General features: G+C 71.6%; 12 protein-coding genes and 2 pseudogenes. 9 read left to right on the top strand and 5 right to left on the bottom strand.

Features of this window, described 5'->3' with window-relative positions:
- Window positions 1-36: 36 nt before the first annotated feature.
- Genes E2C04_RS16850 through E2C04_RS16840 form a run of 3 tightly spaced genes read left to right on the top strand, consistent with a single transcriptional unit; the run spans window position 37 to window position 3028 of the window.
- Entirely contained in the window at window positions 37-825 is a 789-nt protein-coding gene (locus E2C04_RS16850) for an N-formylglutamate amidohydrolase (protein WP_135833486.1), read from the top strand.
- A complete protein-coding gene (locus tag E2C04_RS16845) occupies window positions 822-1991 on the top strand; it encodes a peptidase MATCAP family protein (protein ID WP_135833485.1) in 1170 nt (389 codons plus the stop codon). Before E2C04_RS16850 ends, E2C04_RS16845 begins: the two co-directional genes overlap by 4 nt.
- Window positions 1988-3028 carry a glutathione synthetase gene (locus E2C04_RS16840; RefSeq protein WP_135833484.1) on the top strand — a complete coding sequence of 347 codons (1041 nt, stop codon included), beginning with the start codon at window positions 1988-1990 and terminating at the stop codon, window positions 3026-3028. Before E2C04_RS16845 ends, E2C04_RS16840 begins: the two co-directional genes overlap by 4 nt.
- Window position 3029: 1 nt before the next feature.
- On the opposite strand, the gene E2C04_RS16835 is transcribed toward E2C04_RS16840, so the two are convergent.
- From E2C04_RS16835 to E2C04_RS21705, 3 genes and pseudogenes are all read right to left on the bottom strand, one after another.
- On the bottom strand, window positions 3030-3866 hold the full coding sequence (locus E2C04_RS16835; RefSeq protein WP_135833483.1) for a hypothetical protein: 837 nt from the start codon (window positions 3864-3866) through the stop codon (window positions 3030-3032).
- A gap of 234 nt (window positions 3867-4100) precedes the next feature.
- Complete coding sequence (locus tag E2C04_RS21710; protein ID WP_338088792.1) at window positions 4101-4538, bottom strand: acyl-CoA dehydrogenase family protein; 438 nt, start codon at window positions 4536-4538, stop codon at window positions 4101-4103.
- Window positions 4539-4731: 193 nt separating this feature from the next.
- Window positions 4732-5244 (bottom strand): annotated as a pseudogene (locus E2C04_RS21705) (acyl-CoA dehydrogenase family protein); the annotation flags it as partial.
- Window positions 5245-5336: 92 nt separating this feature from the next.
- On the opposite strand from E2C04_RS21705, the pseudogene E2C04_RS22220 reads away from it, so the two are divergent.
- The 3 genes and pseudogenes from E2C04_RS22220 to E2C04_RS22210 all read left to right on the top strand — a co-directional run.
- A pseudogene (locus tag E2C04_RS22220) lies at window positions 5337-6647 on the top strand (histidine kinase dimerization/phospho-acceptor domain-containing protein); the annotation flags it as partial.
- A gap of 313 nt (window positions 6648-6960) precedes the next feature.
- Window positions 6961-7137, top strand: coding sequence for an ATP-binding protein (locus E2C04_RS22215; RefSeq protein WP_420873113.1), 177 nt, complete (start codon window positions 6961-6963; stop codon window positions 7135-7137).
- The gene (locus tag E2C04_RS22210) at window positions 7134-7781 is read left to right on the top strand and encodes a maleylpyruvate isomerase N-terminal domain-containing protein (RefSeq protein WP_188420990.1); all 648 of its coding nucleotides are present in this window, start codon (window positions 7134-7136) and stop codon (window positions 7779-7781) included. Before E2C04_RS22215 ends, E2C04_RS22210 begins: the two co-directional genes overlap by 4 nt.
- Before the next feature lie 35 nt (window positions 7782-7816).
- Here the strand turns inward: E2C04_RS22210 and E2C04_RS16820 are convergent, their stop codons facing one another.
- Window positions 7817-8509, bottom strand: coding sequence for an NAD-dependent deacylase (locus tag E2C04_RS16820; RefSeq protein ID WP_135833481.1), 693 nt, complete (start codon window positions 8507-8509; stop codon window positions 7817-7819).
- Window positions 8510-8600: 91 nt separating this feature from the next.
- Entirely contained in the window at window positions 8601-9335 is a 735-nt protein-coding gene (locus tag E2C04_RS16815) for a DNA alkylation repair protein (RefSeq protein ID WP_135833480.1), read from the bottom strand.
- A 91-nt stretch (window positions 9336-9426) separates the two neighbouring features.
- Between E2C04_RS16815 and E2C04_RS16810 the strand changes: the two genes are divergently transcribed.
- Genes E2C04_RS16810 through kynU form a run of 3 tightly spaced genes read left to right on the top strand, consistent with a single transcriptional unit; the run spans window position 9427 to window position 12494 of the window.
- Entirely contained in the window at window positions 9427-10281 is an 855-nt protein-coding gene (locus E2C04_RS16810; RefSeq protein WP_135833479.1) for a tryptophan 2,3-dioxygenase, read from the top strand.
- The gene (locus E2C04_RS16805) at window positions 10274-11266 is read left to right on the top strand and encodes an amidohydrolase family protein (RefSeq protein ID WP_202977824.1); all 993 of its coding nucleotides are present in this window, start codon (window positions 10274-10276) and stop codon (window positions 11264-11266) included. Before E2C04_RS16810 ends, E2C04_RS16805 begins: the two co-directional genes overlap by 8 nt.
- On the top strand, window positions 11259-12494 hold the full coding sequence (kynU, locus tag E2C04_RS16800) for a kynureninase (protein WP_188420994.1): 1236 nt from the start codon (window positions 11259-11261) through the stop codon (window positions 12492-12494). The genes E2C04_RS16805 and kynU overlap by 8 nt, the downstream gene beginning before the upstream one ends.
- Window positions 12495-12554: the final 60 nt, after the last annotated feature.

Genomic DNA, 12554 nt, shown 5'->3' with positions numbered 1-12554 from the left:
GGTTGAGCCAGCGCCGCCCGTGGGTAGGGAACCCCCATGGACGAGATCGTTGAGTTCGTCGGCCCCTGGGACGGTCAGGTCGTCGCCACGTCGGTGCACGCCGGCCACGAGGTGCGACCGGAGCTGCAGCCCGAGATGGTGCTCGACGAGGACACCCGGCTGCGCGAGGAGGACCCCTTCACCGACCGGATCGCCTCGGTGGTGCCGAGCCGGATGGTCACCCACCGCTCCCGCTTCGAGGTCGACCTCAACCGGCCCCGCGAGGAGGCCGTCTACCGCGAGCCCGACGACTGCTGGGGTCTCGACGTGTGGCGCGACCCGCCGCTGTCGAAGGAGCTGACCGAGGGCAGCCTCGCCGTCTACGACCACGTGTACGCAGCCCTCGCCGAGCGGCTGGACGAGGTTGCCGCCCGCGGCCCGTTCGTGCTGCTCGACGTGCACTCGTACAACCACCGCCGCGACGGTGCCGCCGCCCAGCCCGCGCCCGACGCGGACAACCCCGAGGTCAACGTGGGCACCGGCAGCGTCAACCAGGAGGTCTTCGGGCCGCTGGTCGACCGCTTCGTCCGCGCCCTCGGGGAGCAGGTCGTGCGAGGACATCGGGTCGACGCCCGGGAGAACGTCGCCTTCAAGGGGCGGGCGTTGGCCTGGTTCGTCCACACCCGATATCCCGGGGTCGGCTGCGTGCTGGCGCTGGAGTTCAAGAAGACCTGGATGGACGAGTGGACCGGAGAGGTCCGCGACGACCACCTCGAGGAGATCCGTGCCGCACTCACGGCCACGCTCCCGGTGCTCGAGAAGTCCCTGGCCGACCTCGACCGATGAGCGGCACCTCCCCCTTCTCCGCCGCCGACCTGGCTGTCGACCGGGCGCTCGCGCAGGTCTCGGAGAGCTTCAGCTTCCTGCTCCACATCACCCCGGTCGACGCCGACGAGGCGAAGCAGGAGTTCCTCGCCGGCCGCGTCACCGACCCGGTCTTCACCTACCGCGAGCTCTCCGACGAGCCCGCCGTCCTGGAGGAGCAGCTCGCCGGGATCGACGTGACGACCGTCGAGGACCGCACCCTCGCGCACCTGCTGCGCGCCAAGCACCGTGAGCTGGCCCTCCAGCTCGAGATGCTGAAGGCCCGCGACACCGCCGACTTCCACGCGCTGAGCATCGAGCTGTACGGCGGCGTTTCGCCCGGCCTGCGTGAGCACGCCGAGCGGGTGCTGGCCGGGATCGGGTGGGTCGAACCGGCAGGTGACCCGCTGGACGCGGAGCAGTTCTGTGCGCTCGCCACCGAGGAGATCGGCTACTACCGCGAGCAGGCGCCCGGCATCGAGATGCACGCCGAGATCCGGCCCGACGTCAACGGCGTCATGGTCTCCGGCGACACCCTGCTGATCGGCCCGGAGAGCACGATCCAGCGCAACCGCGCCGCCGCGCTGCTCCACCACGAGGTCGGCACCCACCTGGTCACCCACGTCAACGGCCTGGCCCAGCCGGTCAAGGTGCTGGGCACCGGGCTCGCCGGCTACGACGAGACCCAGGAGGGGCTCGCCGTGCTGGGCGAGGTGGCTTGCGGCGGTTTGACGCCCTTCCGCCTGCGCCAGCTCGCCGACCGGGTGCTCACCGTGCACCGGATGGTCGACGGCGCGTCGTTCGCACAGGCGTACGCGGCCCTGGTCGAGGCGGGGGTGCCGGAGGGCAGCGCCTTCACCACCGTCATGCGCGTCTACCGCGCGGGCGGCACGACGAAGGACGCGATCTACCTGCGGGGTGTCGTCGACCTGCTGGCCCACCTCGCCGACGACGGCGACCTCGACCTGCTCTGGCTGGGCAAGTTCTCCCTGCAGGACCTGCCGCTCATCGCCGAGCTCGACGAACGAGGCGCGCTCGCGCCGCCGCGGCTGCTGCCGCGCTACCTGGACGACCCGACGTCGACCGAGCGACTCGGGTGGGCCTCAGGGGTGACTGACCTGAGCCAACTAGTGGAAGGACACGCATGAAGATCGGATTCGTGGTCAACGCGATCGAGACCGAGCAGGAGTACTACACCACCAACCGGCTCGCCGTCACCGCACGCCAGATGGGTCACGAGGCCTGGTTCATGGGCATCGGGGACTTCTCCTACCAGCCCGACGGCACGCTGACCGCCAAGGCGCGGGCCGGGGAGGCAAAGAACTACCGCTCGCTGAAGAAGCACCTCGAGGACGTGCAGCGCCCCGACATGGAGAGGCTGATCGCGCTCGACGAGTTCGACGTCGTGATGCTCCGCAACGACCCCGCTGACGACGCCGACTCGTCACCGTGGGCCAACAACGCAGGCGTCGCCTTCGGCCAGCTCATCGCCAGCACCGGCGTCCTGGTCGTCAACGACCCCACCAGCCTGGCCAACGCGCTCTCGAAGGCCTACTTCCAGCACTTCCCCGAGGTGGTCCGCCCGCGCACCCTCATCTCGCGCGACGAGCAGCAGATCAGCGCGTTCGTCGACGAGCTCGGCGGCAAGGCGGTCCTGAAGCCGCTGCAGGGGTCCGGTGGCGCGGGTGTCTTCCTGATCGACGACAAGGAGTCTGCCAACCTCAACCAGATCATCGAGGCGATCGCCCGTGACGGCTACGTGGTGGCGCAGGAGTTCCTGCCCGACGCGGTCAACGGCGACGTGCGGCTCTTCGTGATGAACGGGCGCCCGCTCGAGGTCGACGGCTCGTACGCCGCCTTCCGCCGCACCACGCCGAAGGGCGACATCCGCTCCAACATGTCGGCCGGCGGCAAGGCGGTGAAGGTGGCGGTGACCGACGAGATGCTGGAGCTGGTCGACGTGGTCCGGCCCAAGCTGGTCTCCGACGGGATGTTCCTGGTCGGGCTCGACATCGTGGGCGACAAGCTGATGGAGATCAACGTCTTCAGCCCCGGCGGCCTGGGCAGCGCCCAGGAGCTCAACGGCGTCGACTTCGCGCCGCGGATCATCGAGGAGCTGGAGCGCAAGGTCGCGATGCGTCGGCACTACCCCGAGATCGACAACACGCGGCTGGCGACCAGCTGAGTCAGCGCTTCCTCTTCCTCTTGGCGGAGGCTCGGTCGGGCCTGGGCTTGCGCCCGGGCTCGGCCGCCGGCTTCCTCGCGTCACCGACTGCCGGGAGCTGGCGCCAGTGCCGCCCCTCGAGGAACGGCTTCACGCTGGCGAGCCGCGTGGGGAGCGGGGCGCGCACGGCGGGGCCGGCGACGTGCGAGACCTCCCAGCGACCGGCGCGGCGTACGACGTCGACGCGGACCGCGCCCACGAAGACCTGGTCGGGGACGCCGTTGTCCATCACCCCGGCCAGCTCGACGCGCACCTCGCGGGGCGCCTTCCGCTTGCCGGTGGTGCCGGAGCGCATCCAGGTCTCTCCGTCGGCCGTGAGGACCCGCTCCACCTGGAGGCCGCGCTGCCCGTCGTAGTCGGCGACCACCTGGTCTCGGGCCGTCTCGGAGAGTCGCGGGGAGGCGACCGCGTCGATCACCGCGCCCTGGTTGCGGGCCTCACCGGTGTCGACGATGAACTGGGCCACGGCGATCGCGAACTTCTCACCGCTCAGCCTGTCCCGTCCCCCGACCGAGAGCCGCCCGAGCTCCACCTCCGACGGTGTCTCCACCAGGCCGTCGGGGATCCGGCGGAAGGGGGAGGGCCGCTCGACGGCCGTCTCGACCTCCTGCGGCTCCTCGGGGTCGACCGACTCGGAAGGAGACTCCGAGGGTGAGTCGGACGGTTCCGCGCTGGGTTCGGGGCTGACGCTGCGTCGCGGCTCGGCCGCGGGCGGTTCCTGGGCACACCCCGCGACCAGTGAGGCCGCCAGTGCCGTGCCGACCAGTGCCGTCGTCGTACGCAAGGTGAAGCGTCGCATCGCATGCCCTCCCGAGGAATGTGCGTACGACCACCCAAGCAGTTGGCGCCGACAGGGCGCCGGGTGTCTTGCCTGACGGGCCGGCTCGTTGCCCGCCCGGGGGCGGGTGTGGGAAATGATCGAACGGCCGTTCATTTCTCGGGACCCTCCTGGCGCCCGTCGAGCGGAGCCGCCCGGACGCAGGAAGGCCGCCACCCCGAGGGGTGACGGCCTTCCGTGGAGTCGGATGCAGGGTCAGAGACCCAGATCACGACCGATCAGCATCTTCATGATCTCGTTGGAGCCGGCCCAGATCTTCGTCACGCGGGCGTCGCGCCAGGCACGCGCCACGCGGTACTCGTTCATGTAGCCGTACCCGCCGTGGATCTGGACGCAGTGGTCCAGCACCTCCGACTGCACCTGCGACGACCACCACTTGGCCTTCGCGGCGTCGACCGGGGTGAGCTCGTGGCGGGTGTGCTTCATGACGCACTGGTCGATGTAGGCCTGGGTGACCTCGACCTTGGTGGTCAGCTCGGCCAGCAGGAACTGGGTGTTCTGGAAGGAGCCGATCGAGACGCCGAAGGCCTTCCGGTCCTTGGCGTACTGGATCGTCTCCTCGAGGATCTGCGCAGCGTGGGCCAGGTTGGTGACGGCCGAGCCGAGGCGCTCCTGCGGCAGGAACTGCATCATCGAGATGAAGCCGGTGTCGAGGGGGCCGACCAGGTCGTCGTTCGAGACGCGGACGTTCTCGAAGGCCAGCTCGGCGGTGTCGGAGTCGTCCTGGCGACCTTGTCGAGCACGCGGCCGACGGAGAATCCCGCAGCGAGGTGTCGACGGCGAAGAGCGAGATGCCCTTGGCCTTCTTCTCCGGGGCGGTGCGGGCGGCGACCAGCACCAGGTCGGCCGAGCCGCCGTTGGTGATGAAGGTCTTGGAGCCGTTGATGATCCAGTCGTCACCGTCGCGCACCGCGGTGGTCTTCAGGTTGGCGAGGTCGGAGCCGCCGCCGGGCTCGGTCATGCCGATGGCGGTGAGCAGCTCGCCGGAGGCGGCCTTCGGCAGCCAGCGCTTCTTCTGCTCGTCGTCGGTGAGGTGCACCAGGTAGGGCACGGTGATGTCGGCGTGGATGCCCAGGCAGCTCGGCAGGGTCATGTTGACCTTGGCCAGCTCCTCGGTCATGACCGCGTTGAAGCGGTAGTCGCCGGCCTCGGAGCCGCCGAACTCCTCCGGGATCTCCAGGCCCAGGAGGCCCGCTGCGCCGGCCGCGAGCCAGAAGTCGCGGGTCAGGCCGTGGTTCTCGGTGTAGGTGTCGAGGTGGGGGACGACCTCACGGTCCAGGAACTCCTTGACCGATGCTCGGAATGCCTCGTGGTCCTCGTTGTAGATCTCGCGCGTCATGTACTGAAGAGTAACCAGAATTTTCCCGGTGTCGAAGGGGTACAGGAGCGTGACGTTCCCGTGTTTGATGTGATCGGTGGCACAGTGAGCCAATGGGGGACGGGTCGATGGACGAAAGGCAGCAGCCAGCGCCGGCTGCCGAGCGCGTGCGCACGGACATGTGGGGCACGCCTGCCGACCGGCAGGCGATCGCACGCTTCGCCGAGTCGATCGCCGAGCAGACCCCCTTCAAGGTCTGTGCCATCGAGGTGCTCCGAGCCGACCGGATGCTCGAGTTCGTCGCCATCCACAACAACCCCGACGCCGAGGCGAAGCTGCTCGGCCAGGCCCGCCCCTTCGACGTGATGGCCCCGGTCTACGAGACCGGGGCGACCTACGGCGCCTTCACCTTCATCGCCCGCGAGTGGCGTACGCCGCAGACCTACGACCTGCTCGAGACCTACGGCTACATGCCGACGTTCGAGGAGATCGAGGGGCCGGACGCCTGGCACACCGACGACATGATCGTCGCGCTGCTCACCGACGAGGACGACCGGCTGCGTGCCGTGCTGCACCTCGACGAGCCCGAGGACGGGCGACGGCCCAAGGGCGACGACCTGCTCGAGCTCTCCGACCGCCTCCAGCTCGGCTTCACCGCCGTGGTCAACGCCGTGGAGCGCGAGGAGCTGCTCCAGCGCGTCCGGTTCGCCGACCTCACCCGCCGGTTCATCCGGCAGGCGAGCAACGCCATGGGGCTGGACGAGCTGCTCGAACTGGCCCACTCCAAGCTGCGCGAGGGCTTCAGCGCCACCGACTTCCAGGTGCACCTGCGTGAGTCCGGCACCTACAAGGTGATCCCGGAGAAGATGCGAGGTGGGCGGTTCCTCTTCGAGGCGCTCGACCTGATGGTGGAGCGTGCCTGGCGCACCAACACGGTCGTCGTCTTCGAGCCCGGCGAGGTGTGGGCCGACGACATCCTCACCGCCGAGCACGTGATGGTCGTGGAGAAGTTCATGAGCTCCACCGGCATCGGGACCTGCGTGCTGGTGCCGATCGGGGCGGCGGGTGAGTTCATCGGGACGATCGTCATCGTCCGCGCGCTCGACACCCCGCGCTGGACCGCCAGCGAGAGCGTCGCCGCCCTCGACGTCGGCCGCGACCTCGGCCGGGCGGTGCTCAACGCCCGGGCCCACGAGCGCGAGCAGCAGCTGACCGAGCAGCTCCTGCGGCTCGACGCCTACCGCAGCCAGCTGATCTCCACGATGTCCCACGAGCTGCGCAACCCGATCGGCGTCATCCTCGGCCACCTCGAGCTGCTCGAGTCCTCCCCCGACGTCCCGCACGACTGGCAGCGGTCGCTCGCCGCGATCGGCAGGGGCGCCCAACGCCTCGACCGCCTCGCCGAGGACCTGCTCACGCTCAGCCGGCTGGGCAACCCCGCCCACCCGCTCGAACGGGTGCGGATCGACCTCGTCGGGGTGCTCGAGGAGGCCGTCGAGATGCAGCAGCTGGCCGCCGAGCGGCGCGGGGTCAGCGTACGGATCGAGCCCTGCGAGCAGCCGCAGGTCGTCGAGGGCGACCGGGCCGAGCTGGTCCGCGTGGTCACCAACGTGCTCTCCAACGCCATCAAGTACTCCGACCCCGGCGACCAGGTCACCCTCAGCGTCGCCCGCGAGCGAGTGCGTGGTGCTGGAGTGCCGCGACGAGGGCATCGGCATCTCCGAGACCGACCGCTCGATGCTCTTCGCCGAGTTCTTCCGGTCGACCAACCCCGACGCCCTCAAGCGACCCACCGGGCTCGGCCTGCCGATCCTGCGCCGCATCGTCCAGCGCCACGGCGGCCGGGTCACCGTCGACTCCGAGCTGGGCGTGGGCACCACCATCCGCGTCCTCCTGCCGGCGGCCGACGCATGAGTCCGCTGCCCACGCCCGAGGAGGCGCCCGCGCTGGTCGAGCAGATCGCGCGCAGCCACGCCGCGCTCGAGGCGCAGCTCGCCGGCGTGACCCAGCGCCAGGTCGACGAGCCCAGCCCGCTGCCCGGCTGGGACCGCTCCCACGTCATCGCCCACCTGGCCCGGCACGCCGACTCCACGACCCGGCTGGCGGAGGGAGCACGCTCCCGCACGCCGGCCGTGCGCTACCCGGGCGGCACCGCCGGGCGTGAGGCCGAGATCGAGAGCAGCGCCACCCAGCCGGCCTCCGCGCTGGTCCACGACCTCGTCGCCGCCGACACCCGCTGCCTGGCCGCGATCCGGGCCGTCGACGCGGAGGGGTGGACGTACGAGCTCGAGTGGGACGGGCACCTGCGCCCCGCGACCCGACTGCTGGTCGCGCGCTGGCGGGAGGTGGAGATCCACCGCATCGACCTCGACCTTGGCTTCACCGCCGACGACTGGTCCGACGACTTCGTCGCCTTCCTGCTGCCCGGCGAGTTGCGCCGGCTGCCGCGACGGGCGCCGGGGGTCGAGGTCCCGGGCGGGCTCGACGAGCGCCAGACGTTGGCCTGGCTGGTCGGCCGCGGACGTCCCGGGCTGCCCGAGCTGCCGCCCTGGCCCTGAGGCCCGCGACTGCCCAGCGACTGCCCAGCGGCTGCTCAGCGACCGGCCAGGAGCTCCTCGACCCAGCGCGGCACGAGGTCGCCAGCACGCCCCTGCCGGGACTCGTCGAAGTCGTCGGTGGAGAGGGTCTCCGCGAGGTTGATCTCCAGGGTGCGGGCGCCCTGCTCGGCCGCCCAGTGGACGAAGGCAGCGGCCGGTTGCACGTGCGCGGAGGTGCCGACGGCGACGAAGAGGTCGGCCTCTTGCAGGGCCTGCAGCGCCTCGTCCATGCGGTAGGGCATCTCGCCGAACCAGACCACGTCGGGGCGGAGCATCGCCTCGTCGCAGCCGGGGCAGGCGGGGGAGTGGGCGAGGTCGCCCTCCCACGGGAAGCGGTCGGCGCAGGCCAGGCAGAGCGCCGACCTGAGCTCGCCGTGCATGTGCAGGACGCGCGTGGAGCCGGCGCGCTCGTGGAGGTCGTCGACGTTCTGCGTGATGACGAGCAGGTCGTCGCCGAGCGCCTGCTCGAGGCGGGCCAGCGCGAGGTGCGCCGGGTTGGTGTCGACCTTGGCGAGGTGGGCGCGGCGCAGGTCGTAGAAGCGCTGCACCAGCGCGGGGTCGGCGGCGAACCCCTCGGGGGTGGCCACCTCCATGACGTCGTGGCCCTCCCAGAGCCCGTCACTGTCGCGGAACGTCGGCACGCCGCTCTCCGCGGAGATGCCGGCTCCCGTCAGCACGACGACCTTCATCTGACCCCCTCACCGTCCGCCCACGTCTCCGGTGGAGCGGGCGCCGGCCCATTGTGGCGCGCAAGTGGTGGCGCGTCACGTCGACGGAGCCTCACAGGGAGCGCAGGTGCGCACGCAGCTCGGCGTCGAGGTGCTCGGTGGCGTAGGAGAGCGCGGTGCGCCCCATGCCGGCGGCGTGGTCGGTGAGGAAGTCGACCAGCAGGGCCCGGTCGACCCGCTTGCCGACCTCGCGCAGCATCCACCCGGTCGCCTTCTGGACGAGGTCGCGCCGGTCGTCGAGCACCTGCTCGGCCACCGCGAAGGTGGGCGCGGGGTCGCCGGCCTTGATGAAGGCAACGGTGGCGATGACCCCGACGCGTCGCCGCCACAGGTCGTCGTCGCCCGCGAGCCGGTGGAGGAGCGCGGTGCCGGCCCCGGTCGTACGCACGTGCTCACCGACCAGCCACTCGGCGGAGACGTCGACCAGGTCCCAGTTGTCGACGCAGCCGGCGAGCACCGCGTCGAGGTAGAGCGCGTGGAGCCGTGCGCGCAGCTCGTCGTCGCGCGTACGCGGCCGCAGCGCCCGCTTGAACGCCTCGACCGCGATCACCAGCGCGGTGAACCGGTGCTCGTGCTCGACGTCGTCGAGCAGGTCGCGCACCTCGTCGAGCGGAAGGGCTGCGTACGCCGTCGCGACCTTCCGCGCCTTCGGCACCCGTACGCCGATGAAGACGTCGCCCTCGCCGTAGCCGCCGGGCTGGGTCTGGAAGAAGCGCGCGTAGCCGACCGCGTCGTCGGGGTCGGCGACTGCGGCGAGGGCGGAGCGGACGTCGGAGGCGGTGGGCACGCCGTCAGTCTGGCGGGTGCAACGATGTGACGCACGCCACCTCCTCGGTCAAGATGGTGACAGTGCTCCGCAACGAAAGGTGGTGAGGTGGATGGCAGGCGGACCCGGCGAACGTCCGCTCGAGGAGGGGATCCGCACGGATTTCTCCAGCGTCCTGGACTACGCCTCCTACCTCGGCCTCGACCAGCTGCTCGCCGCGCAGCACCCGCTGAGCCAGCCCGAGCACCCCGACGAGCTGCTCTTCATCGTCCAGCACCAGACCACCGAGCTCTGGTTCAAGCTGGTCCTGCACGAGCTGACCGCGGTGCGCGCGCACTTCGCCGCCGACGAGCCGAGCCGGGCCCGTAAGGCGCTCGCCCGGGTCAAGCACATCTTCCGCACGCTGGCTGAGCAGTGGTCGGTGCTCGCCACCCTGACGCCGAGCGAGTACGCCGAGTTCCGCGGCTTCCTGGGCTCCTCGTCGGGCTTCCAGTCGCACCAGTACCGCTCGGTCGAGTTCATCCTCGGCAACAAGAACGCCGAGATGCTGCCCGTCTTCCACGCGCGGCCCGGGACGCAGGCCTCGCTGGCCCGGCTGCTCGACGAGCCGACCGTGTACGACGAGTTTTTGCGCCACCTCGCGCGGACCGGGCTCGACGTCCCGGCCGCTGTCCTCGAGCGCGACGTCCGCCGGGCGTGGGTCGAGGTGCCCGAGCTGGTCGACGTCTTCGCGGAGGTCTACGGCGACCCCGAGCGGCACTGGGCGGCGTACGCGGTCTGCGAGGACCTGGTCGACCTCGAGGACGCCTTCCAGCTCTGGCGCTTCCGCCACCTGCGCACGGTGCAGCGCACCATCGGCTTCAAGACCGGCACCGGCGGCAGCTCGGGCGTCGACTTCTTGAGGCGGGCGCTCGACCTGACCTTCTTCCCCGAGCTCTACCGCGTGCGGACCCAGATCGGTGCCTGAGCACGCGGTCGCCGACTGCTGGGACGGGGAGCGGCGCGGACCGTCCCTGCTCCGGGTGAGCGACGGCGTCGTGGAGCGGGTCGGGGCGGTGCCTGCGGGCGTACGACCGCAGCCTGTGACGGTGATGCCCGGTGTGGTCGACCGGCACGTCCACCTCGGGCTCGTCGACCTGGCCGACCTGGCGGAGTCGCCCGTGGTCGAGGTGCACGACCTCGGCTGGGAGCCCGAGGCTGCGCTGGGGTGGCGGGGCCGCCCGCCGAGTGGGCTGCAGGTCCGGGTCGCGGGGCCGTTCCACACCGCGCCCGGGGGCTACCCGTCGGGCCGGTCGTGGGCGCCGGAAGCGTCGATCCGCGCCGTCGACGCCCCGGCGGCGGCACGGCGTGCGGTGACGGCGGTCGTCGCGGCCGGGTACGACCTGGTCAAGGTCGCCCTCAATGCCGACATGGCGCTGCTCGACGACGCGACGCTGGCGGCGCTGGTCGCGGCGGCGCACGACGCCGGCCTGCCGGTCGCCGTGCACGCCGAGGGGGAGGGCCAGGTCGCCCGGGCCGTCGAGGTCGGTGCCGACCTGCTCGCCCACGCGCCGTGGACCGAGAGCGTGCCCGACGAGCTGCTGCGTCGCGGCCGGTCGATGACCTGGTGCTCGACCCTGGCCATCCACGACGGTGCGGACCGTGAGCGCGCGCTCGACAACGTACGCCGGTTCCGCGCCCTCGGCGGGCGGGTCGTGTACGGCACCGACGCCGGCAACGGGCCCGCGCCGGCCGGGGTGAACCCGGGCGAGATCCGTGCGTTGGGTGAGGCGGGGCTCGCGGGCGACGAGCTGCTCGTCGCCCTCACCGGGGTGACCGGACCCGGCCCGGTGCCGGTCGACCGGCTGCTCGTGTCGCCACGGCCCCTGCCGACGACCGCCGAGGAGACCATCGCCTGGCTCGCCGACTGCCGGCGCCTCACTGCTGCACCCCTGGAGGAGATTCGTGCCTGACCTGCCTGCCCACCTCCTCGATCAGGCCCGGCGGCTCGACGCCGAGGACCCGCTGGCCTCCTACCGTGACGCCTTCGTCCTGCCCGACGGCGTGCTGGCCTACCTCGACGGCAACTCGCTCGGCCGCCCGCTGGTGCGGACGCGCGACCGCGTCGGCTCGTTCGTCGCCGAGGAGTGGGGCGCACGCCTGATCCGCTCCTGGGACGAGCGGTGGATGGAGCATCCGCTGGTGCTGGGCGACCAGCTCGGGCGGGTGGTCCTCGGCGCGGCGCCCGGCCAGACCGTCGTCGCCGACTCGACCACGGTGATGCTCTACAAGCTGCTGCGGGCCGCGGTGGACGCCAGCCCCGGGCGTACGGAGGTCGTCGCCGACACCGAGAACTTCCCCACCGACCGCTACATCGTCGACGCGATCGCCGCCGAGCGCGGCCTGACCGTGCGCTGGATCGAGCCCGACCCCGCGGCCGGGGTGACGGTCGAGGAGGTGCGCGCCGCCGTCTCGTCGAGCACCGCGGTCGTCCTGCTCAGCCACGTTGCCTACAAGTCGGCGTACGTCGCCGACCTCCCGGCGATCACCGCCGCCGTCCACGAGGCGGGCGCGCTGGTGCTCTGGGACCTCTGCCACTCGGCGGGCGCGGTCGAGCTCGCCCTGGATGCCGACGGCGTCGACCTGGCGGTGGGGTGCAGCTACAAGTACCTCAACGGCGGGCCGGGCGCGCCTGCGTTCGGCTACGTCGCTGAGCGGCTGCAGGGGCGCCTGGTCCAGCCGATCGCCGGGTGGATGGGTCACGCGGAGCCGTTCGCGATGGGCGGGGCCTACGAGCCGGCGGCCGGCATGCGGCGCTTCATCAGCGGCACCCCGCCGATCGTCGGGATGCTGCCGCTGCAGGACATGCTCGACCTGGTCGAGAAGGCGGGGATGCCGGCGATCCGGGCCAAGTCGGTGCTGCTGACCGACTTCACGATCCGGGTCGCCGAGGAGCTGCTCGCGCCCCACGGCGTCACCGTCGCCTCACCCCGCGACCCCGAGTGCCGGGGCAGCCACGTCCTGCTCGAGCACGACGCGATGCGCGACGTCGTCGCCGGCCTGTGGGAGCGCGGCGTCATCCCCGACTTCCGCCACCCGCGCGGCCTGCGCGCCGGCCTGTCGCCCCTGAGCACGAGCTTCGGCGAGGTGCTGCTCGCGCTCGGCCACGTACGCGAGCTGCTGACCGAGATCTCCACCTGACGCCGCACACCCCCGCGGCCCCACCCAGCGCCCACCGGCGCGGACAGAGAGAAGGCATCC

It is taken from the genome of Nocardioides daphniae, from assembly GCF_004777465.1.
GTDB lineage: Bacteria > Actinomycetota > Actinomycetes > Propionibacteriales > Nocardioidaceae > Nocardioides > Nocardioides daphniae.
This window is presented reverse-complemented; position numbering and strand designations above follow the sequence as displayed.